General features: G+C 67.2%; 24 protein-coding genes. 5 read left to right on the top strand and 19 right to left on the bottom strand.

What is annotated here, in order from left to right; translation table 11 throughout:
* Window positions 1-6: 6 nt before the first annotated feature.
* Entirely contained in the window at window positions 7-903 is an 897-nt protein-coding gene (locus tag P1K30_RS02350) for a hypothetical protein (protein WP_275631060.1), read from the bottom strand.
* A 351-nt stretch (window positions 904-1,254) separates the two neighbouring features.
* On the opposite strand from P1K30_RS02350, the gene P1K30_RS02345 reads away from it, so the two are divergent.
* The gene (locus tag P1K30_RS02345; protein WP_275631059.1) at window positions 1,255-2,070 is read left to right on the top strand and encodes a hypothetical protein; all 816 of its coding nucleotides are present in this window, start codon (window positions 1,255-1,257) and stop codon (window positions 2,068-2,070) included.
* Here the strand turns inward: P1K30_RS02345 and P1K30_RS02340 are convergent.
* Together P1K30_RS02340 and P1K30_RS02335 are read right to left on the bottom strand one after the other, a co-directional pair.
* Window positions 2,067-2,876 (bottom strand): heme-dependent oxidative N-demethylase family protein, encoded by an 810-nt coding sequence (locus tag P1K30_RS02340; protein ID WP_275631058.1) that lies wholly within the window; start codon window positions 2,874-2,876, stop codon window positions 2,067-2,069. The two genes, P1K30_RS02345 and P1K30_RS02340, sit on opposite strands and share 4 nt — an antisense overlap.
* Window positions 2,873-4,093 (bottom strand): class I SAM-dependent methyltransferase, encoded by a 1,221-nt coding sequence (locus tag P1K30_RS02335; protein WP_275631057.1) that lies wholly within the window; start codon window positions 4,091-4,093, stop codon window positions 2,873-2,875. Before P1K30_RS02335 ends, P1K30_RS02340 begins: the two co-directional genes overlap by 4 nt.
* A gap of 265 nt (window positions 4,094-4,358) precedes the next feature.
* On the opposite strand from P1K30_RS02335, the gene P1K30_RS02330 reads away from it, so the two are divergent.
* Entirely contained in the window at window positions 4,359-5,159 is an 801-nt protein-coding gene (locus P1K30_RS02330) for a lytic murein transglycosylase (RefSeq protein ID WP_275631056.1), read from the top strand.
* A gap of 3 nt (window positions 5,160-5,162) precedes the next feature.
* Here the strand turns inward: P1K30_RS02330 and P1K30_RS02325 are convergent, their stop codons facing one another.
* A complete protein-coding gene (locus P1K30_RS02325; protein WP_275631055.1) occupies window positions 5,163-6,056 on the bottom strand; it encodes an endonuclease/exonuclease/phosphatase family protein in 894 nt (297 codons plus the stop codon).
* An 89-nt stretch (window positions 6,057-6,145) separates the two neighbouring features.
* Complete coding sequence (locus P1K30_RS02320) at window positions 6,146-6,565, bottom strand: PaaI family thioesterase (protein WP_275631054.1); 420 nt, start codon at window positions 6,563-6,565, stop codon at window positions 6,146-6,148.
* A gap of 56 nt (window positions 6,566-6,621) precedes the next feature.
* On the opposite strand from P1K30_RS02320, the gene P1K30_RS02315 reads away from it, so the two are divergent.
* Complete coding sequence (locus tag P1K30_RS02315) at window positions 6,622-7,407, top strand: enoyl-CoA hydratase (protein WP_275631053.1); 786 nt, start codon at window positions 6,622-6,624, stop codon at window positions 7,405-7,407.
* A gap of 84 nt (window positions 7,408-7,491) precedes the next feature.
* Here P1K30_RS02315 and P1K30_RS02310 read toward each other — a convergent pair whose 3' ends face one another.
* The 3 genes from P1K30_RS02310 to P1K30_RS02300 are packed head-to-tail and all read right to left on the bottom strand — an operon-like array spanning window position 7,492 to window position 10,946.
* Window positions 7,492-8,970, bottom strand: a complete 1,479-nt coding sequence (locus P1K30_RS02310; RefSeq protein WP_275631052.1) for a carboxypeptidase M32 — start codon at window positions 8,968-8,970, stop codon at window positions 7,492-7,494.
* A 28-nt stretch (window positions 8,971-8,998) separates the two neighbouring features.
* A complete protein-coding gene (gene ctaA, locus P1K30_RS02305) occupies window positions 8,999-10,141 on the bottom strand; it encodes a heme A synthase (protein WP_275631051.1) in 1,143 nt (380 codons plus the stop codon).
* A gap of 49 nt (window positions 10,142-10,190) precedes the next feature.
* The gene (locus P1K30_RS02300; RefSeq protein WP_275631050.1) at window positions 10,191-10,946 is read right to left on the bottom strand and encodes an RNA methyltransferase; all 756 of its coding nucleotides are present in this window, start codon (window positions 10,944-10,946) and stop codon (window positions 10,191-10,193) included.
* A 165-nt stretch (window positions 10,947-11,111) separates the two neighbouring features.
* Here P1K30_RS02300 and P1K30_RS02295 point away from each other — a divergent pair, with 165 nt between their 5' ends.
* Entirely contained in the window at window positions 11,112-11,732 is a 621-nt protein-coding gene (locus P1K30_RS02295) for a thiamine phosphate synthase (protein WP_275631049.1), read from the top strand.
* A gap of 4 nt (window positions 11,733-11,736) precedes the next feature.
* Here P1K30_RS02295 and olsA read toward each other — a convergent pair whose 3' ends face one another.
* The 3 genes from olsA to P1K30_RS02280 all read right to left on the bottom strand — a co-directional run bounded on the left by olsA (window position 11,737) and on the right by P1K30_RS02280 (window position 13,667).
* Window positions 11,737-12,579 carry a lyso-ornithine lipid O-acyltransferase gene (gene olsA / locus P1K30_RS02290; protein WP_275631048.1) on the bottom strand — a complete coding sequence of 281 codons (843 nt, stop codon included), beginning with the start codon at window positions 12,577-12,579 and terminating at the stop codon, window positions 11,737-11,739.
* Window positions 12,576-13,379 carry an L-ornithine N(alpha)-acyltransferase gene (olsB, locus tag P1K30_RS02285; protein ID WP_275631047.1) on the bottom strand — a complete coding sequence of 268 codons (804 nt, stop codon included), beginning with the start codon at window positions 13,377-13,379 and terminating at the stop codon, window positions 12,576-12,578. Before olsB ends, olsA begins: the two co-directional genes overlap by 4 nt.
* 105 nt (window positions 13,380-13,484) lie before the next feature.
* Entirely contained in the window at window positions 13,485-13,667 is a 183-nt protein-coding gene (locus P1K30_RS02280; protein WP_275631046.1) for a DUF3553 domain-containing protein, read from the bottom strand.
* A gap of 30 nt (window positions 13,668-13,697) precedes the next feature.
* On the opposite strand from P1K30_RS02280, the gene P1K30_RS02275 reads away from it, so the two are divergent.
* Complete coding sequence (locus P1K30_RS02275; protein ID WP_275631045.1) at window positions 13,698-14,297, top strand: histidine phosphotransferase family protein; 600 nt, start codon at window positions 13,698-13,700, stop codon at window positions 14,295-14,297.
* 41 nt (window positions 14,298-14,338) lie between these two features.
* Here the strand turns inward: P1K30_RS02275 and P1K30_RS02270 are convergent, their stop codons facing one another.
* The 8 genes from P1K30_RS02270 to P1K30_RS02235 all read right to left on the bottom strand — a co-directional run bounded on the left by P1K30_RS02270 (window position 14,339) and on the right by P1K30_RS02235 (window position 21,013).
* On the bottom strand, window positions 14,339-15,601 hold the full coding sequence (locus P1K30_RS02270) for a glutamate-5-semialdehyde dehydrogenase (RefSeq protein ID WP_275631044.1): 1,263 nt from the start codon (window positions 15,599-15,601) through the stop codon (window positions 14,339-14,341).
* A 48-nt stretch (window positions 15,602-15,649) separates the two neighbouring features.
* Complete coding sequence (proB, locus tag P1K30_RS02265) at window positions 15,650-16,753, bottom strand: glutamate 5-kinase (RefSeq protein ID WP_275631043.1); 1,104 nt, start codon at window positions 16,751-16,753, stop codon at window positions 15,650-15,652.
* Window positions 16,741-17,793: a GTPase ObgE gene (gene obgE, locus P1K30_RS02260; RefSeq protein ID WP_275631042.1), complete on the bottom strand. Its 1,053-nt coding sequence runs from the start codon at window positions 17,791-17,793 to the stop codon at window positions 16,741-16,743. The genes proB and obgE overlap by 13 nt, the downstream gene beginning before the upstream one ends.
* Before the next feature lie 48 nt (window positions 17,794-17,841).
* A complete protein-coding gene (locus P1K30_RS02255) occupies window positions 17,842-18,354 on the bottom strand; it encodes a GNAT family N-acetyltransferase (RefSeq protein ID WP_275631041.1) in 513 nt (170 codons plus the stop codon).
* Window positions 18,351-18,893, bottom strand: coding sequence for a GNAT family N-acetyltransferase (locus tag P1K30_RS02250; protein WP_275631040.1), 543 nt, complete (start codon window positions 18,891-18,893; stop codon window positions 18,351-18,353). The genes P1K30_RS02255 and P1K30_RS02250 overlap by 4 nt, the downstream gene beginning before the upstream one ends.
* 129 nt (window positions 18,894-19,022) lie before the next feature.
* Entirely contained in the window at window positions 19,023-19,292 is a 270-nt protein-coding gene (gene rpmA / locus P1K30_RS02245) for a 50S ribosomal protein L27 (protein ID WP_275631039.1), read from the bottom strand.
* Window positions 19,293-19,305: 13 nt separating this feature from the next.
* Window positions 19,306-19,956 carry a 50S ribosomal protein L21 gene (locus P1K30_RS02240; protein ID WP_275631038.1) on the bottom strand — a complete coding sequence of 217 codons (651 nt, stop codon included), beginning with the start codon at window positions 19,954-19,956 and terminating at the stop codon, window positions 19,306-19,308.
* A gap of 214 nt (window positions 19,957-20,170) precedes the next feature.
* Window positions 20,171-21,013, bottom strand: coding sequence for a DUF2059 domain-containing protein (locus tag P1K30_RS02235; protein WP_275631037.1), 843 nt, complete (start codon window positions 21,011-21,013; stop codon window positions 20,171-20,173).
* Window positions 21,014-21,049: the final 36 nt, after the last annotated feature.

The raw sequence follows: 21,049 nt of genomic DNA, 5'->3' as shown, positions 1-21,049 counted from the left end.
CCGGGTTCAGAAGAACCCGGTGAAGGTCGCCACCGTCTGCGATAGCTGCGCCGTCTCCAGCGCCGATCCAAGGCCCGTCGCGGCCATCGCATAGGCCGTCATCCGCACGCTGCCGCCCGACAGGGCGTTGTAGGACAGCGCAGCGGCGCCCAGCGGCAAGGCGAACAGGCCGATCGTCAGGCTCATGACATACAGCGCCGACCGTCCGGCGGGCGTGTCGCACAGGTGCTGACGGCCCGGCGCCGGGTCGTCGTCGAGGAACGAGCGCAGCGCGGCGCCGATGATCTCTTCTTCTTCCTCGGGCTCTTCGTCCTCGTGCCGCAGCCAGGCGGACGCCTGCGCCGACAATTCGGGGTCGTGCAGGAAGATCTCTTTGCGGGACTGCCGCTCGCTTTCGCCGCCAAGGTCGAACTGCGGCACCCGCGTTCCGATCCCGTTCAGCCACTCCACCGCCTCTTCGCCGGTCATCAAACGGTCCAGTCCCGGGCACAGGACCAGTTCCGCCGGTGCCAGCGACAGGACGTAGTCGACGATCTCCCACGTCAGGCGCATCTTCAGCCCGGCCGGCGCCGGGGCACGGCCCTTGCGGTCGACGATCATGACGCTCAGAAGGCTTTGATGCGATGCCAGCCGTTGCAGCACCTTGCGGCGCTGCTCTTCGTTCTCAAGCGGACGGGTCACACCACGGAACCGGCTGATCGCGAAGGGGCGCGGCGAGAACGTGATATAGGCCCGCAGGTCCGGAGAGGTCAGCACAAGCTGCTCGTCCTCGGTCTCGGCCATATCCTCGACAGTGATCCCAAGCCGACGCTCAAGCGCGGCAATCGCCACACGATCGACACGGGCAAGGATATTGTCCTGACCCTTGTACATAATGCGGGCTTCAGTCTGTATCTTTCTCATACCGCTCTCAGTCCCCTACTTTCGGGATCGTTGTTCACTGATATTCAACAAGTATGGAATTAATGCGGCGGAGAACGCGGTTTTGTTCTGCGCTGAAAGCTTAACATCGTGAAGGAAGCGGCGTTACGGCCTATAAACATTGGCCTTAACGACCAGACACCGCCCCGGACACCCACGATTCGGCGCGTTCCGGTCGGCAGGTATCCGCCGACAGTCCTGCAATTTCAGTAGCATGGCCGGTTTCCGCAACCCAAAGTAGTTCCAGATTCCACGCTGCAACCTAGGTGCTGCCGCAATCTCGGCACATTTCCCAACCTATACTTTAGGACAGGACGTCAAAGGAAACTCACGATGGACGCGAAACCTCTCTCATTCGAATCCAGCTTGCTGTTCGGGGCACCCGTGTCCGCTGACGCGACGCGCCTCGTCGAAGACCTGACCACGATATTCGAGGCGCACGACCTGCCCTCGAAACGGATCGACACGCGCGACCCCTCATATCTTCTGTTCGACTGCGGCGAGATCCAGGTGCTTCTGGCCGCCTGCGACCGCCCGCTGGAAGTTTCGCACTTCCTTGACGCGGCGCGGCCTCCGGCGGCGATGCTGCCCGAAACGCAGATCCTCGCCCGCCTGACCTCGCACACCCACTCGATCACCGTGCTGGTGGCAGAGCGTCCGGGTCTCGACCTGCCGCAATGCGACATGCGCGACGAGACCAAGGAAGCCCTGTGCTGGCAGGTCACCGAGTACCTGAACGAGGCCGAGGACGCCGCGCTGGTGTTCTGGTGCGAGAACGATACTCTTTACGCAGGCGAGGAATTCAAGCGGGCCGGCCTGTTCGGCATCGCCCAGCTTCCGACCCTGGATACCGGCATCGACGCGATCCGCGCCGCCGAGCAGCGGGTGGACGAAAAGCACGGCATCGAAGCCCGCGCGATGACCTACATCCAGACCCAGATCGTGCAGGGCGCCCATCGCCCGACCGAAAACGTGTCGATGCTGGACCGCGTCAGCGCGGAACTGGAACGCGTCGCCCCCCCGGCCCTTGCCGCGATGGAAATGGCGAAGCGCAACGGTCAGGCCATGATGCGCGGTGCGACGATGGCGTGTTCGACCGCCGCCGCAGGCATCTGCACGATGCCTTTGATCCTTCAGGCGATCTCTTAAGACGCTTGCCGGGCCGCCAGATGGCGGTCCATGTCGGCCCTTTCGTCGGGGTCGAGCTCATCCGGGCGCACCATGGTGGTGTGGATGGCGAAAACGACGGCGCCCGAAACGGGGATGCGGCGAAGCGTCTGACGCTCCAGCCGCACAAAACGGGCGCCGTCGCCCTTTCGTTGGAAACCAGACGGCTTCCGGCCCGACTGAAACAACTCGAAATTCGTATCCGGCAGGCAGTTCGACCGCACCAGCGGCGCCTCGGCGCGCATCCCGTCGAACAGCCGCTGCACCCGGCGCGCGACCGTCTCGTCATAGGGCTCGATCCGCTGGTGGATCAGCCCCAGCGGCTGACCCAGCTTCTCGTGCAGGCTCCAATGCGCCGGAAAGCACAGCGCGGCGGCGGTCAGGACATGCTCGTCGCCCTGTTTTTGCAGGATGCACAGGTCGGACTGCACAAGCCGCGCGACACAGTGCATCGGACGGTCGTGATCAAGCTCGACCAGCACACCATCGGGCCGCGTGACGGCAGAGGTGCCCACGACATAGCCGGGCCGGTCGCGCAGCCAGGTCACCACCTCGGACAGCAACTCGGTCGCCGCCTCGGCCGCTTCGGGCCGCATCGCGACAACATCGTCCGGGCATTCGCGCAGCAGCCGGTCGCGCAGCGCCATCTGCGGCGCCAGCGCCTCGTCCGCCCACAGCCACAACTCGGGCGGGCAGCGGTCGGTGCCGGGCAGCCGGTGGCCCTGCGGGCTAAGCCACGGGGCATAGGACAGACGGGACTGAAGGATCGGCTCGGGCTGGTAGGTCATGCACGGTTTCCGGAGAGTAGCGTGGAATAATGAAGCTGTCCGAAGCCGCCCAGCCCCGTCTCGACCGGGCCCCATAGTCCGGCAAAGCGGATCGGGTCCAGACGGCAGGCCTGCGCGATGGCGGACAGGGGGCGCCGCCCGTCGACGGCGGCGATCAGGGGCGCGGCCTTGCGGTCGATGCGCAGCGTGTGTTTCTCGCCGCCTGCGGTGATCCGCAGCGCCCCGTCGCGCGCTACCGCGCGGGCGATCTGCCGCGGGTCGGCTCCCCGGATATACGGGATCGCAGAGGGTTTGCCGCGCGGCGGAGCCATCCGCCCCCCCTGCTTCACGGCATAGACAACATGGGTCTTGAAGGTGCCGCGCAGATCCTCGGCCAGCTGCATCCGCTGAACGTCGGACAACTGGTCCGGCACCGACTGGCCCTGCGGCAAAAGACGCGCCGGATCATACAGCGCCGGTTCCGGCACCCCGGCCAGTTCCAGCCCCGCGCGGGTCAGCGCGTCGGTCAGTTCGGTGATGGTGTATGGCCGGTCGGTGCTGTGCAGCAGCAGGTCGTAGAACCCCGCATCGCCCTGTTCGTGGTCGACCAGATGCGGGTTGCGGCGGAACGGATGCCCGTCCGGCAGCCGGGTGAAAAGCTCTTTCGCCAGCGCCAGTTTTTCCTTTGGTGGCATATCCTTGTAAAGCGTCGTGAATGCGGATTGCAGCGGGTAGACCCCGGACCGCCCCAGCGGCGCATAGACCATCAGCCCCAGCCCGCCGCCCTCGGCCAGCGCCCCGGACAGGGCGGCGAACCCCGCGTCGGGTTCCGGCAAATGGTGCAGCACGCCGCAGCAGTCGATGTAGTCGAACTGCCCAAGCTGCGGCGCCTCCAGCAGCGACCCGGTGACGAAGCGGATGCCGGTCAGCCCCCGCGCCTTTGCTCGCGCCTCGGCGATCTTGCGGGCCGCATCGCTCAGGTCGACATAGGTGATCTCGTAGGACCGCCCCGCCGATGTCAGAAGCTGCGCCAGCTGGATCAGACCGTCGCCGCTACCGCCCCCCGCGACCAGCGCCTTCAGCGGTTTGGACCAATCCCGCACGCCGCCCCACAGCCAGTGATCTATTTCCTGCGGCCACGAGGGCGAGCCCGTGATCAGCCGCGACGTCTCGTCCGCGGGGTTGCGTTCGGGATAGGGATAGACCTCGTACTGGGCTTTCACGTCGTCGCTGGGCACGCGGATCTCCGGCTTGGGCTTCCCAAGCGGGTTAGCATTCCTGCCACGGGGCTGGAAGGCGGCAGAGCGATGTTGTGCGCACGCAGCGCCCGAACCGGGCACGCGCTGAACCCGGCCCGACCTTAAGCAGACGGCTGGCAAACTGCGGGCCGATCACGAACTTGCGAGAACCCGCCTGAACCCGCCCGAACCCGTTGACAGGACTACCGAAACGCCACCACCGCAGGTAGTGTCGCCGCAACGTCATTTCCAACCGGAGTCCCCCATGCGCCGTCTTGCCACCCTTGTGCTGTCCACCCTGTCCCTCGCCGCGCCCGCAGCCGCTCAGTCCGTCGGCTGCGGCAACACCGCCGCCGGATTCGACCAGTGGAAGGGCCAGTTCGCCTCGGTCGCCCAACAGAACGGCGTCGGGCAGGCCGGGATCAACGCGCTGATGAGCGCCCGCTACAACACCGGCACCATCGCCGCCGACCGCAATCAGAAAAGCTTCACCTACACGCTCGAGAAATTCATGGAGATCCGCGGCGCCAGCGTGATCGTCCAGCGCGGCCGCGCGCTCAAGGCGCAGAACGCGCAGTTCTACGCCAGCCTCGAACGGATCTACGGCGTGCCCGCCGGTGTTCTGCTGGCGATCCACGGCATGGAAACCGCCTTCGGCAGTTTCATGGGCGACACCAACCTTGTGTCGGCCACCGCGACGCTGGCCTACGACTGCCGCCGCCCCGCCTTCTTCACCCCGCACCTGATCGCGGCGCTGAAACTGATCGACAGCGGGTCGATCACCACGTCGACCGTGGGCGCCAAGCACGGCGAACTCGGCCATACCCAGTTCCTGCCCGGCAACGCGCTGAACTACGGGCGCGACGGCAACGGCGACGGGCGGGTCGATCTGTACAACCTGTCCGACGCGATGGCCTCGACCGCGTGGTACCTGCGCCAGAAAGGCTGGCAGCCGGGCGCCGGATATCAGGAGGGGCAGACGAACTTCCCCGTCCTCAACGAATGGAACGCGGCCACCGTCTACCAGCGCGCCATCGCGATCATGGCGGCGCAGATCGACGGCTGACGGTTACAGCGCGATCCGCGCCACAAGGCCAAGGTGGTCCGACCCCAGACGCGGCCGCGTCTCGGTCGTGCCGCTGCGGCCTTCGGGCGCAAGCACATGGTCGATCGGCAGCGGCACCAGCGGCTCGAACTCGCGGTAGGTGGACCGCGCCGGTCCGACCCGCGCGGTGCCGGTCGCTTCGGCGATCCGCGCGACAGAAGTGCTCCACGGGACGCTGTTGAAATCGCCGCCGATCACCACCGGCCCGTCCAGCCCCGCAAGGATCGGCAGCAGCCCCTCCATCTGCTCGGCCTGCGCATAGGGGTATGGCCAGTGCAGGTGCAGCGACACGACCCACAACGGCCCCTGCGGCGCCTCGACCTGCATGCCCGTGACGCCCAGCGTTTCGTCGCAAAAGCCGCTGCCGGGGATCTTCGCCCAGGCCGAGGCAACGGCCACACCGCCGATCCGCTCGAAGCGGCAGACCTCGCGCGCGGGCAGCACGTCGTTCAGCGCGCTCAGCACCGCGACATTGCCCTCGGTCAGTTCCTGCACCGTCAGGACATCGGGCGCGATACGGCGGATGTCTTGGGCCAGCTCGGTCATGTCACGCTCTACCCACAGCAGGTTCTTCTGGTAATGCACCAGCGTCGCGGCGGGCACCGCCTCTGCCGGGCGGACCCACATCCACGCGGTCGGCCCCACCGCGCAGGCCCCCACCAGCGCCAGCGCCAGCGCGGCCCGGCGACCGGCCAGCGCCCAGCCCAGGGCCAGCAGCACCAGCACGGCGGCGAAATGCAGGCGGAACACCGCAAGCGAGTCGCCAACCGGATGCAGCGCGCCCGCAAAACTGCCCGCCAGAAGCAGGGCGAACAGCACGGCAGACCCGCCAAGGATATATCGGATGGTGGTGTTCAACACAGCCTCCGGACCAGACAAGCCGCAGCCATACGCGATGCCGCAGCGCCGCGAAAGCCACCGGCAGGGCAAAGCTGCGTGATCGCCCCCTATCGCCGCGGCGGGATCGAATAGGTCAGGCTGGCCCGTGCCACCGGCGCCGGATCGCCCGCAGACCGGATCAGCACGTCGCCGACCGCCAGCACCCGCCCCAGCTTCAGGATCCGCGCCTCGGCCACAAGATCGGTGGCGGCGGCGGGCTTGCGCATGAAGTCGATGGAACAGTTCGTCGTCACCGCCAGCGCCTCGGGCCCGATCTCGGCCAGCAGGCCCAGATAGATCGCAACGTCCGCCAACGCAAAGATCGACGGGCCGGACACCGTGCCGCCGGGCCGCAAATGGCGGTCCGCGATCAGCATGCGCACCCGGATCTGCAGGTCGCCCACCTCTTCCACGGCGAAATCCGCCGCCACCTGCGGGAACGCCTCGTGCAGGAACGCGTGCAACTCATCGATCGTCATCTTCGTCATGCTTCCCCCTCCGCAACTTCCGTCCTAGGGTCGGGGGAAAGCGGGCGGAGGACAAGATGGCATTGCTGGAACGCGAGGATCATGGCGCGGTGGCGCGGCTGGTGCTGAACTCACCGAACAACCTGAACGCTCTCAGCGACGCGATGCTGGCCGACTTGACGGCGGCCTTGGCGGCGCTGGAACAGGACCGGACGATCCGCGTCGTCATCCTTTCCGGCACGGGCCGCGCCTTTTGCGCCGGTCACGACCTGAAGGAAATGACCGCCGCCCGCGCCGCCCCCGACGGGGGCGCCGCCGCCTTCGCCGACCTGTTCGACCGCTGCGCCCGCGTCATGCAAGCGATCCCCGCTCTGCCCCAGCCGGTCATCGCCGAGGTCCACGGCCTTGCCACCGCCGCCGGCTGCCAGCTTGTCGCGTCCTGCGACATGGCCGTCGCCGCCGACGACGCCCGCTTCGGCGTCAACGGCGTCAACATCGGCCTGTTCTGTTCGACCCCGATGGTCGCGCTCAGCCGCAACATCCCGCGCAAGCAGGCGTTCGAGATGCTGGTGACCGGCGATTTCCTGACCGCAGACCGCGCCCGCGACCTTGGCCTCGTGAACCGCGTGGTCGCCCCCGACCAACTGGGGGCCGAAACGCTGGCGCTGGCCGAACAGGTGGCCGCCAAGCTCGGCAGCGCCGTCCGCATCGGCAAGCGCGCCTTCTACGACCAGATCGAGATGCCCCTCGCCGCCGCCTACGCCCATACCGGCGCGGTGATGGTCGAGAACATGCTGAACCGCGACACCGAGGAAGGCATCAGCGCCTTCCTTGAAAAGCGCACCCCGGACTGGACGCAATAAGCAACGCGCCCTTCTTCTCTTTCAAAATACCTCGGGGGAGTCGCGCACAGCGCGACGGGGGCAGAGCCCCCCGTCCTTAACGCTTCAAATCCCGTAGATCCCGCGGAACTTCGCCTCGAGATACTCCAGCAGCGGCTCTTCCGACGGTTCGAAGCCGCAGGCGTGGGCGATGGTATCGCGCGGTTCGCGCAGACCGCCGAACCGTTGCAGGTTCTCCCGCAGCCAGCCCGTCGCCGCCGTGGTGTCGCCGACCGCCAGCTGCGCATCCAGATCCGGCACCGCCGTCTGCATCGCCTTCAGCAGGCAGCCGGCATAGACGTTGCCCAGCGTGTAGGTCGGGAAATACCCGAACAGCCCCACCGACCAGTGCACGTCCTGCAGGCAGCCGTTGCTGGGCTTGTCGACGACGACGCCGAAGTCCTTCTGGAACCGCGCGTTCCATGCGTCCGGCAGGTCGGCGACCTCCAGCCCGCCCGAGATCAGCGCGCGTTCAAGATCGAACCGCATCAGGATGTGCAGGTTGTAATGCACCTCGTCCGCCTCGGTCCGGATATACCCCGGCGCGACCCGGTTCACGGTGCCATAGAACGCGTCCGCGTCCGCGATCCCCAGATCGCCGTACAGCGCAGTCATCCGGTCGAACAGGTGGCCGGTGAAGGCGCGCGAGCGGCCAAGCTGGTTCTCGAAGATCCGGCTTTGGCTTTCGTGAACGCCCAGCGACACGCCCTGCCCCAGCGGCGTCAGCGCGAAATCGGGGTCGATCCCCTGCTCGTAACAGGCGTGGCCGGTTTCGTGGATTGTCGAGTAGACACAGCTGAACGGATCGGTCAGCGCGGTGCGGGTGGTGATCCGCACGTCGGCGCCGCTGCCGGAACAGAACGGGTGCACCGCCTTGTCGATCCGGCCCCGGTTGAAATCGTACCCGAAGGCCTGCGCCATCTCGCGCGCCAGCTGAAGCTGGGCGGCCTCCTCGAAACTGCCCTCGATCTGTGCGGGCTGGTGATCCGCGCCCAGCACCGCCTCGCGCAGCGCGACAAGGCGCGGGCGCAGCGCGGAAAACAGCGTCTCCAGCCCCGCGCCGGTGGCGCCGGGCTCGTAATCGTCCAGCATCGCGTCGTAGAGGTCGCCGTTCCCGGCCAGCGCCGAGGCTTCCTCGCGCTTCAGGCCCACGACGCGCTCCAGCACCGGGGCGAAGGCGGCGAAATCCTCGGCGGCGCGGGCCTCGGCCCATTTGCCCTGCGAGACCGAGGTCACGCGGGCCAGTTCGGCCGCCAGTTTCGCCGGAACCTTGCTGTTGCGCTCGAAATCGCGGCGGATGTGGCGCAGCTTGGCCTTCGCGACCGCGTCCAGCCCGGACGGGTCGATGGCGTCCAGCCAGTCGCCGACACGCGGATCGGTGCGGCGGGCGTGCAGCACGCCCTCGATCGCGGCCATTTCCTCGCCACGCTGCTCGGCGGCGCCGCGCGGCATCATCGTTTCCTGATCCCAGCCCAGCCGGCCGGAAATGCCCGCCAGCGCCTCGGTGTCGCGCTGGTGGGCCATGAGATCGTCGAATGCGGTCATGCTTGGGGGCGTCCTTGGTCTGAAAGGGTCAGCCGCGCACGGATTGCGCAGAGGGATACAGGGTCTGGAACCGGGCGCGCAGGATCAGCACCCAGACGATCACCGCGCCCAGCTGGTGCACCAGCGCGATATGCAGCGGCGACGAATGCATCACCGTCACGATCCCGATCACAGCCTGCCCGAACACGCCGACGGCGACCCAGTCGAACGACCGCCGCGTCGCGGCCAGCGCCGACCGACGCGAAAGGAACCACGTCACCAGCGCCAGCACGAACAGCCCGTAGGCCACCAGCCGGTGGAAGAACTGCACCGTGCCGTCGTTTTCGAACAGGTTGCGCCACGCGGGCGTGATGTCCCACATGCCCGGCGGCGTGAAGGCGCCCGCCATCAGCGGCCAGTCGGTATAGTTGCGCCCCGCGTCGATGCCCGCGACCAGCGCGCCCAGCAGAATTTGCAGGAAGGCCACCCCGATCAGCGCCACGGCCCAGCCCTGCATCAGCTGCTCGCGGCCCCGGCGGGCCTGCATCAGCTCGCGTTCGGGGCGTTTCAGGCGCATCCGGTACCACGCAATCAGGCCTAGGATCAGGAACGCCAGCCCAAGGTGGATGGCCAGCCGATAGCTGGCCACCGCCAGCATCGTGCCTTCCAGCCCCGAGGACACCATCCACCAGCCGATCGCGCCCTGTAGCCCGCCCAGCACGCCAAGGCCCAGCAGGCGCGGCGTCCAGCCCGCCGGGATACGGCGGGTCAGCAGAAAGCCGAAGAACCCCAACGCCCAGACAAGACCGACGAAGCGCCCAAGCTGCCGGTGCCCCCATTCCCACCAGTAGATCGCCTTGAACTCGGACAGAGACATGCCCTTGTTCAGCAGTTCGTACTGCGGGATCTGGCGGTATTTCTCGAATTCCGTTTCCCAGTCGGCGGCATTCATCGGCGGCAGCGCGCCCGAGACCGGGTTCCATTCCGTGATCGACAGGCCGCTGTCGGTCAGCCGGGTCAGTCCGCCCACCGCGATCATCGCGAAGACAAGGACGAACAGGATCGCCAGCCAAACGCGGATCGCGCCGCGCGCGTCGCGGCGGCCTGCGTCGATCACGCCGGTGGCGCGGGTGGCGGGCGCTTCGGATTTCTCGGCGCCGATGTCTTCGAAGATTGACCGTTTCTGGCTCATGACACCTCTGTCGTGCTGGATGGCGGCCCGTGCCGTGGGCGCAAGAAGATTATGGCTGGCCGTCGTCGCGTTCAACCGCGTCCCGGCGCCGCAGGATCTGCCGCAGCATCCCGTGCAAAAGCTGCACGTCAGCGCGGGTCAGGTCCAGCCTGCTCCACATGTTGCGCAGCGTCCGCTTCATTCCGGCCGCCTTGGTCTCGGGGAAGAAGAATCCGACCTCGTCCAGCCGTTCTTCGTAGTGATCGCCCAGTTTCTGCACCTCGACCGCCGACGCAGGTTCGGTGCCGGCGAATTCCATGCGCGCGGGCTCTGCCTCGACCGTGTGGCGGCGCCATTCGTAAGCGGTCAGCAGCACGCACTGGCCAAGGTTCAACGAGGCGAACTCGGGGTTTACCGGGACCGACACTATGGTGTTCGCCAGCGCGATGTCGTCGTTTTCCAGCCCCGCGCGTTCCGGCCCGAACAGCACGGCGACCTTCTCGCCCTTCGCGATACGGTCCGCCGCCTCGGCCATCGCGGCCTCGGGGGTCAGGACCCGCTTGGTCAGATCGCGCGACCGTGCGGTGGTGGCATAGACGTGGGTGCAGTCGGCCACAGCCTCGGCCGTGGTCGGATGCACGACGGCATTGTCCAGCACCCGGCCCGCCGCGCCGCTGGCCATCGCGACGGCGCGCTGGTTCGGCCAGCCGTCGCGCGGGTCGACCAGCCGCATCGACGCAAGGCCGAAGTTCAGCATCGCCCGCGCGGCGGCACCGATGTTTTCGCCCATTTGCGGGCGGACGAGGACGAAGAACGGTTCTTTCACGGGACCTTCAAGCGTTAGGGCGGGCGTTGGGGCGGAAGTTGCGGCGGTGATAGGCCCTGCGGACCGCAAGGGCAAGGCGCGCACCGCCCGCGATCCATCATGCCCCCTTGGCCAATCCCCACGGGACGCGCTATAGCGGCGCGAACGATGACGGGAGCCTTCGACATGGCCGAGACCGAGCAGCCGCAGATCTATCTCATCACGCCGGGCGACGTGGAATTATCCACCTTTCCCGGGGTTCTGGCCAGCGTCCTTGACGCGGTCCCGGTGGCCTGCCTGCGGCTGGCGCTGACCTCGAACGACCAGGACCGGCTGCTGCGCGCGGGCGACGCCCTGCGCGAAGTGGCCCACGCCCGCGATGTTCCCATCGTGATCGACCGCCACTGGCAGCTGGCCGAGCGGCTGGGCCTTGACGGGGTGCACCTGCTGGACGGCGCCCGCCAGATCCGCGCCGCGCGCAAGGTGCTGGGCGAGGACGCCATCGTCGGCAGCTATTGCGGCACCTCGCGCCATGACGGCATGTCGGCGGGCGAGGCCGGGGCCGACTATGTCGGGTTCGGCCCCTGCGCCCCCACCGCGCTGGGCGACGGCAGCTTTGCCGAGCCCGAGCTGTTCGGCTGGTGGTCCGAGATGATCGAGGTTCCGGTCGTCGCCGAAGGCGCCCTGACGCCCGAGCTTGTCACCGCGCTGGCGCCGCTTACGGATTTCTTCGGCATGGGCCCCGAAATCTGGGAAAGCGACGATCCCATCGCCGCCCTGAAGACGCTGGCCGCCGCGATCCTGTAGCGCGCTACTTCGGCGGCAGCAGCGCCATGCCGCTGCGCACGCGGCGCTCGCATTCGCGGGCCATCTGCTTGCGGTCGGGATAGTCGGCCAGCCGCAGCGGGTCGTGATACACCACCGTCACGCCACCGCCGCGCCGGGCTGCCAGCAGCTTCAGCATGTGCGGCCCGAAGTCCATATCGCCCCACCAGCCATAGTATCGCGGGTCCTCGCCACGCGGTGCGGCATAGACGACCGTGACCGGCTGCACCGCCGCGTGCGACGGCAGACCCGACGTGAAGAACGCCGCGAACAGCGTTGACTTGAAAGGAAGAACGCGCCTTCCGTCGGTCGAGGTGCCTTCCGGGAAGAACACCAGTTGCCCGCCGCGCAGCAAATGCCGTTCAAGGATGTCGCGCTGACGTCCGGCGTCGCGTGCGTTGCGGTCGATGAAGATCGTGCCCGTCGCCCGCGCCAGAAAGCCGATACCCGGCCAGTTGGCGACTTCGGATTTCGACACGAAGGTCACTTGCGCCGGTGCGTTCAGAACGAAGATGTCCAGCCACGACGCATGGTTCGCCACCATGCCGCCCCGCCCGGTCATCGGCCGGCCCTGTACCCGCAACCGCATGCCCAGCACGGCCAGCGCAAGCCGCGAGAAGACCTGCACCGGGACCGGCGACCAGACCCGCGCACCGCCGCGCAGAACGATCTCGGCCAGCCGCAGCGCGCCAAGGATCACCAGCCCGACGCCGATCATACCCGTCAGCACAAGGCCCCGGCCAGTGACCCGCAGCCACCCCGCGCCCGAGATCGGCCCCGGCGCCGGCTCGTCCTCGGACCGCCATGTTACGGTGACCGGGGGTCTCACCGTGCCCGCCCGCCGGTGTAGATCGCGCGGCGCGTCTCGTTTAGCCGCGCGGTGTCCATGATCAGAAGAACGTCGGTGGTGTTGAAAGCGTGGTCGATCCACGCGCCCTCGCCCACTGTGCCGCCAAGCCGCAGGTAGGCCTTGATCAGCGCCGGGACCGATTTCATCGCCGCAAGCCGGTCGATGTCGTCCTCGGCCATCAGGTTCATCGACTGGAAATGGTCGGGCCGCGCCCGCGCCCGAAGCTCGGGCGGTGCAAGGTGGCGATGGTGCAGCAGCGACAACGCAGGCGCCAGACGGCCCGCGTCGGTGCCGTGGAAGGATGCGGTGCCGAACAGCAGGTCGACCCGGTGCGCCTGCACGTAGTCGGCCAGCCCGTTCCACAGCTCGTACATCGCGGACCCGCCGCGATAGTCGGCGTGCAGGCAGGACCGGCCAAGTTCCAGCAACCGGCGCCCCGAGCGCCGAAGTACCGACAGGTCGTATTCGGTTTCGGAATAGAACCGCCCGAACCGGTCCGCCTGATCGTCCCGGATCAGGCGATAGACGCCCACCACCGGCGCCCCCTTGCGGGCGTGATCGAACAGCAGAAGGTGATCGGCATGGGCGTCGAACTCGTCACGTTCAAGGCGGGCGTCGTGGTCGACCATCGCACCGCTGCCGCCGAGTTCCTCGACGAAGACGTCATAGCGCAGCGACTGGGCCGCGCGCAGGTCGTCGGCGTCGCGCGCCAGCCGGACCTCGAAGGTTGGCGCGGTCGTCGGCCCTTGCCCGGCGCGGAAGGTCGTGTTCGCAGTCATCGGCGGGCTTGTACAGCCGCGCACCCGCAAAGCGCAAGAAATTGCCGCGCCGCCGCCGATCTTAGGGATCTATTAACCTTTTTCGGCGATAGCCTCGGCAGCGGATCATTCATCGAAGACAGGCATCAGGTCCACCTGGCGTCCGTCTATCACGACCTTGCCTTGGTGCTCGAAATTGACAGTGATGCGGCCCCCGATATTGGACTGGACCTGCCCAAGTCCCCAATCCGGCTGCCCGGGATTGCGAACCAGCATTCCGGGTTCCAGCAGGCTGTTGATGTCGCTCATCCGGTCCTTTCCGCCCCGTGGGGGCCTGACATGAGCCGCGCGGTCGCCGATGTGACCGCACTGCTTGGGTCGCGGATCTGCCACGACCTGATCTCGCCGCTTGGCGCGATCTCTAACGGGGTCGAGCTTCTGGCGATGTCGGGGGCCGGGTCAATGCCCGAAATCGACCTGATCGCGCAAAGCATCGAAAACGCCAACGCCCGGATCGGTTTCTTCCGCGTCGCCTTTGGCGCCGCCACCCCCGACCAGACGCTTGGCGCGTCGGAGGTGCAGCATATCCTGCGCGAACTGACGCGCGGCGGCCGGATGGAGGTTGAATGGATCCCCGCAGACGATGCCCCCCGCGCCGAGGTGAAGCTTGTCTTCCTTGCGCTGAACTGCCTTGAAAGCGCGATGCCGCGCGGCGGCTTTGTCAGCGTCACCCGCGACGACGCACGCTGGCGGCTGACCGCCACCGCCGACCGGATGCGGATCGAACCCAACCTGTGGGAAGCCCTGTCGCGTCCCGCTGCGGGATCGGCCGCGACGGCGGCAGAGGTGCAGTTCCTGCTCGCCCCGCTGGTCGCCGCAGAGCTTGGCCGGACCCTGACCGCCGAGCTTAGCGAAACGGGCGCGACGGTGCGGTTCTAGGACGGGCCGCCCGGCCCGCCCCGTTCGTGCCGGGACCGCGCCTAGGCGCGGGTCGTTCCGTCGCCGCTCACAAGGTACTTGAACGAGGTCAGCTGCGCCGCGCCCACCGGGCCGCGCGCGTGCATCTTGCCGGTGGCGATGCCGATCTCTGCCCCCATCCCGAACTCGCCACCGTCCGCGAACTGGGTCGAGGCGTTGCGCATCAGGATCGCGGAATCGAGCCGCTGGAAGAACCGCGCCGCCGCTTCGTCGTCCTCGGTCAGGATGGCGTCGGTGTGGTTCGACCCGTACTGCCGGATGTGGTCCATCGCGACGTCGATGTCGTCCACCACCTTCGCGGCGATGTCCATGTCGAGGTACTCGCGCCCCCAATCCTCGTCGGTGGCGGGCACGGTGCCCTCGACCGCCAGTTCGGGCGCGGCGTGGACGCGCACCCCGGCCTCGACCAGCATCCGCACCAGATCCGCGCCCAGCGTGTCGGCCAGATCGCGATGGATCAGCAGGCATTCCGCCGCGCCGCAGATCCCGGTGCGCCGGGTCTTGGCGTTCAGCACCACGTCCATCGCCTTGGCCGGGTCGGCGGCCTTGTCGACGTAGATGTGCACGATCCCCTCAAGGTGGGCAAAGACCGGCACGCGCGCCTCGCGCTGCACCAGCCCGACCAGCCCCTTGCCGCCCCGCGGGACGATGACGTCGATGTAATCGGTCATCGTCAGCATCTCGGACACGGCGGCGCGGTCGCGCGTCGGCACCCGCAGGATCGCATCCTCGGGCAGACCGGCGGCCTTCAGCCCTTCGACAAGGCAGGCATGGATCGCGCCGGACGAGTGAAAACTTTCCGACCCGCCGCGCAGGATCACCGCGTTGCCCGCCTTCAGGCACAGCGCGCCCGCGTCGGCGGTCACGTTCGGACGGCTTTCATAGATCACGCCGATCACACCCAGCGGCGTGCGCACGCGCTGGATGTGCAGGCCCGTGGGGCGATCCCACTCGGCCAGCACCTCGCCCACCGGGTCGTCCTGCCCCGCCACGGCGCGCAGCCCCTCGACGATGCCAGCGATCCGCGCCTCGTCCAGCATCAGCCGGTCGAGCATCGCCTTGGTCAGGCCCTTCTCGGTGCCGAAGTCCATGTCCTTGGCGTTCGCCTCGATGATCTCGGCACGCCGTGCCCAGACGGCATCGGCAGCAGCGTTCAGCGCGGCGGTCTTGGCCTTGGCTGGGGCGAAGGCAAGCTCGGCAGCAGCGGCCCGGGCGCGGCGGCCCAGGTCGGTCATCACCTGATGGATATCGTCGAGATCCTTCATCTTCGCCTCCGTCTTGTCCTTGAGAATTTCCCAGTAAATTCAGCCACCTCAAGTGGCCATGTCGTCCCGGTGCACCAGCGCCGCGCGGCCCGGATAGCCCAGCACCGCCTCGATGTCACCCGATTGCCGCCCCGCGATCAACGCCGCCTCTTCCGAGGTATAGCGCGTCAGCCCGCGCGCCAGCGCGCCTTCGGGGCCGGAAATCTCGACCGCTTCGCCGCGACCGAAGACGCCCTCGACCTGTACGACGCCCGCCGGCAGCAGCGACTTGCCGCGCGCCAGCGCCCCCGCCGCGCCGGCGTCGACCACGATGCGCCCGCGCGGCTTCATCGCCGCGATCCAGCGTTTGCGAGCCGCTTGCGGGTCGCCTTCGGCCAGGAACCACGTCGCGGGCGCGCCGTTTTCCAACGCCTGCAACGGCCGCACGGCCGATCCTTCGGTGATCGCCATCGCACAGCCCGCGTGGGTCGCGGTGCGCGCGGCCATCACCTTGGTTTTCATGCCGCCTTTCGAAAGGCCCGACCCGGCATCGCCCGCCATCGCTTCGATCTCGGGGGTGATGTGGTCGATCACGTCGAACCGCTTGGCGGTCGGATCGACGCGAGGGTTGCCGGAATAGAAGCCATCGACATCGGACAGCAGAACCAGCACGTCAGCGCCCACCGTCACCGCGATCTGCGCGGCCAGACGGTCATTGTCGCCATAGCGGATCTCGTCCGTGGCGACGGTGTCGTTCTCGTTCACGATCGGCACCACGCCCAGCTTCACAAGCTGCGACAGCGTCGCGCGCGAGTTCAGATAGCGGCGGCGGTCGGTGGTGTCCTCCAGCGTCAGCAGCACCTGCGCGGTGGTCAGCCCGTGCGGCTGCAACACCTCTTCATAGGCCCGTGCCAGCCGGATCTGCCCGACGGCGGCGGCGGCCTGCGACTGTTCCAGCGCCAGCGTGCCGTTGCCCAGCGACAGGACCGACCGGCCAAGCGCAATCGAGCCCGACGATACAAGGATCACGTCCGTGCCGCGCGCCTTCAGCATCGCGACGTCGGCGGCAAGCCCTTCCAGCCAGTCGTGTTTCAAGGCGCCGGTCGTAGTGTCGACCAGCAGCGCCGATCCGATCTTGACGACGACGCAGTCCGCGCCGGTCACGGATGCCACGACCCGTCCTCCTCGTCGTCTTCGGCTTCCTCCGCCTTCTTGTAACGCAGACGGTTGTCGTCGATCTCTGCCTTCAGCGCACGCAACACGTCGGTCAGCCCCTCGCCGCTGACGCCGGACATCATCATGACCGGACCGCCGACCGCCTCTTCCAGCGCCTCGCGCTGCATCTCGCGCAGTTCGTCGTCCAGCGAGTCGATCTTGTTCAGCGCCGTGATGCGCGGCTTGTCGGCCAGCCCTTCGCCGTAGGCTTCCAGCTCGGTGATGATGGTCTGGTAATCCTCGGCCACCTCGTCGGCGGTGCCGTCGACCAGATGCAGCAGGACCGCACAGCGTTCGATGTGGCCAAGGAACAGGTCGCCGATGCCCCGCCCCTCGTGCGCGCCTTCGATCAGGCCGGGGATGTCGGCAACCACGAATTCCGCGTTGTCGACGCCCACAACGCCAAGGTTCGGGTGCAGCGTGGTGAAGGGATAGTCGGCGATCTTCGGGCGCGCGTTCGAGGTTGCGGCAAGGAAGGTCGACTTGCCCGCGTTGGGCAGGCCCAACAGCCCCACATCCGCGATCAGCTTCAGCCGCAGCCACAGCGTCCGCTCGATCGCGGGCTGGCCGGGGTTGGCGTGGCGCGGCGCACGGTTGGTCGAACTGGAAAAATGCAGGTTGCCGAAGCCGCCGTTGCCGCCTTTTGCCAGCAGCACGCGATCACCCACCTCGGTCAGGTCGGCCAGCACGGTTTCCTCGTCCTCGTCGAGGATTTCGGTGCCGACCGGCACGCGCAGGATGATGTCGTCGCCGTCCTTGCCGGTGCGCTGACGGCCCATGCCGCCCTGCCCGTTTTTGGCGAAGAAGTGCTGCTGATAGCGGAAGTCGATCAGCGTGTTCAGACCGTCCACCGCCTCGGCGATGACGTCGCCGCCGCGACCGCCGTCGCCGCCGTCGGGTCCGCCGTATTCGACGAACTTCTCGCGCCGGAACGACACGGCCCCGTTGCCGCCCGCGCCGGAGCGAATGTAGACCTTGGCCAGATCGAGAAATTTCATCGTATCAAGCACCTTTCCCGCGCTGTGCGTCAGAGCCCTGCGGATACGTCAATCCGCGGCGCGCCTCAAGCGTTGCCAGTGGTCGGCCGTCAGCGCCATGCGTTGAATCGTGACGGGGCCAAGCGACTGGGAGTGTTTTGTTTCGGTGTGCGTGTCGGTGAAGCCGAGTTTCAGAAGGATCCGGCGCGACCGCGTGTTGTCGGGATGATGCCCGGACACAAGCCGGTCCGCCCCGGACGCGAAATGCGCATCGGTCGCGGCGGCGGCGGCCTCGGACATGATCCCGCGCCCCTGCGCGTCGGACCGCAGCCAATAGCCCAGTTCATCCTGCGTGGACACGATGCCCAGCACGCGGTCATCTTCGGTCACGGCGTAATGCGCGCCGTTTTCCGCAATGACCATGTCGACGAAGTCTTCCGCATCCTTCAGCGTATAGGGCCACGGCACGCGAGTCAGCCATTTGACGATGGCATACTCCGCGATGCCCTCGGCCAAGGCCGGGGCATCCGCCGGACGAAGCCGGCGCAAAAGCAGCCGGTCCGTCCGTATCTCGGGGATCATCGGTCCAGCTTCCGCAGGTATGTCCAGGTTGGGACGGTCGCGTTGCGCGCGACAGAGAACGCCTCGGCGTCGCCGATGTACTCGAAACCGGCGTGGGTCAGAACCTTGGCCGAGGCCGGGTTGTCCTGAAACATCGCGGCGAACATCGTGCGGTTGGCTTGTGGGTTCGCGGCCACCAGCGCATCGACCGCTTCGGTCGCGACGCCGGTGTTCCAGAACGCGGGGGCCACCCAGTACCCGATCTCGGACTGTTCGCGGTCCATCCGCTTCAGGCTGATCACGCCCAACAGTTCCGACAGGCCGGACGCGGTGCCGTCCATCGCCCACACGTCTTCGGTCCTGTCGTCGGCAAGATTGCGCGCGACGAAGTTTTCCGACGTGCCGGGCGGCAGCGGGTGCGGGATGGACGTGGTGTTGCGGGCAACGCGTTCGTCGCCGGCGTAAAGGTTCAGCAGGCCCACGTCGGACCGCCGCAGCGGCCGCAGAAGGAACCGTTCCGCCGGAATGACGGGCTGTTCAATAACTTTCTCGAACTTCATCTGCTCCTCCCCGGGATGCAGTGATGAAAACCGGCTTCTCTTGGCCCCTCCCCCTTGGGTCCTTGAAACGCCGCGGGGGACCGGCTTGTCGCCGATCCCCCTTAAGATTTCTTTAACCTGGGTGTCGGCTTATTCAGCAGCCTCGGCCGCCGGGAGCACCGAAATAAAGGTGCGACCCTTAAGGCCCTTGTGGAAGGTCACTTTGCCTTCGGCGGTCGCAAAGATGGTGTGGTCGCGGCCGATGCCGACGCCCTCACCCGGCCACCACTTGGTGCCGCGCTGACGCACGATGATGTTGCCCGGGATGGCCGCTTGGCCACCGAACAGTTTCACGCCAAGACGACGGCCCGCAGAGTCGCGGCCGTTACGAGAGCTACCGCCTGCTTTTTTGTGTGCCATTGGTCAGTTCTCCTTACTTAGCGGCCAGTTCTTTGGCCTGTTCGACCCAGCCTTCACGCTCGATACGACCCTTGAACGACAGTTTCTCGTCGAACTCGGCCACATCGGCTTCGGTCCAGGCGGCGATCTGCGCGAACGAGGTGACACCCGCGTCCAGCAGCTTCTTCTCAAGCGCCGGGCCCACGCCCGACAGCTTTTTCAGGTCGTCGGCGCCCTCGGCTTTCGGAGCGGCTTCGGCCTTCTTGGCGGGCTTCGCAGCCTTCGCCGGCTTCTCGGCCTTGGCCGGAGCGGCGGCGGCAACGGCGGCACCCGACACGGAACCGGCGCCGATGGCAGCCTTGATGCCCGACTTGTCGGCGCCCGAATCGAGGATCTCGGTCACGCGCAGCAGGGTAAGCTGCTGGCGGTGGCCCTTGGTCCGCTTCGAGCTGTGCTTCCGGCGACGGCGCACATAGTGGATGACTTTCTCACCCTTGATCTGTTCGATCACCTCGGCCTGGACACCGGCGCCTTCCACGAAGGGAACGCCGACCTTGTCGCCGACCATGAGGATCTCGTTGAATTGAACGGTTTCACCCGCAGTGGCAGCCAGTTTCTCGACCCGCAGGACATCGCCCGAGGTCACTTTGTACTGCTTGCCACCGGTCTTAAGGACCGCAAACATCGTCGTCTTCCTTTTTTGACCGCGTCCTGAGGCCCCCCTTTCGGGGCGTTCCGGGTCCCTGATGGACCGCCATCGAACTGCGCGCCTTACTGGCGTAATTGCATATTCGCTCGCGAAGCAGGCTCCGCAAGAGCCGCGCTTATGCGCAACATTACCCTTCGCGTCAAGTGATATCCGGGGCCGCCGCGCCGCAGCGGCGCGGCCCCGCGCGGCGTTACAGGTCCTCGCCCGCCATGTAGCCCGCGGCGGCATGGCCAAGCGCCATGCTGACAGTTGCGAACATGTCGTCGAACGCGGTGAACAGCGCCTGGTTCAGGACCGCGCCCGGCTGGGTTTCGGAAAAGTCGATATAGGCCTGCATGTCGGCGTCGCTAAGGGGCCGGTACGCAAGCGCGAGATACGCGAAGACCCAATCGACCGTATCGTCGCGGATCGCGGCTTCTTGGCTCCAGACGTCCGACAACATCTGGTCTTCGGTAAAGCCGTCCTCGAAGGCGCCGCCATTCGCGAGGCCGGTGTAGAACGCGAAGTTCGCATTCAACGCGCCGACGACGTTGTTCTCGATCAGGTCGTTCACCTCGGTGAAGGACTCCAGCAGCGCAAGGCGCGGGTCCTCTGTCTCGATCATCTCAAGCACAAGGTCGCGGCTGTCGTCCTCGACGCCCTCGTCCATCATCGCGCGGCGCGCGCTGACTTCCAGCCCGATGATGCGCTGGCCAAGATCGGATTCGAAGAACGCCAGCATCGCGCCGGTGTCGTGGCCTTCAAGGTCGTCGGCCAGCGAGGCGCGCACCGTCTCTTCCAGTCGCGGGATGCTGTAGATCTCGTCCACCGTGGCGGACCAGCTGCGCGGCACCGACCCAGGGCCTGTGCCTCCGAACAGGTCGGCGGCCAGTTCTTCACCGTAAGAAAGTCCTTCCGCGCGCATGATTTCCAGCACCTCGGGCAGGCCCATCGCGTCCATCAGCGGACCAAGGTCGTCGGCCACGGTGTCCTGCGCGACGGCAGACAGCGGCGTCAGGGCGACGGTGGCGGAAACGAGGGCGGCGCGCAGCATGGGAGCGGTCCTTTCAGGGCTGACTTGATGCGGACC

Source organism: Psychromarinibacter halotolerans (assembly GCF_029168315.1).
Classification (GTDB): domain Bacteria; phylum Pseudomonadota; class Alphaproteobacteria; order Rhodobacterales; family Rhodobacteraceae; genus Psychromarinibacter; species Psychromarinibacter halotolerans.
This window is presented reverse-complemented; position numbering and strand designations above follow the sequence as displayed.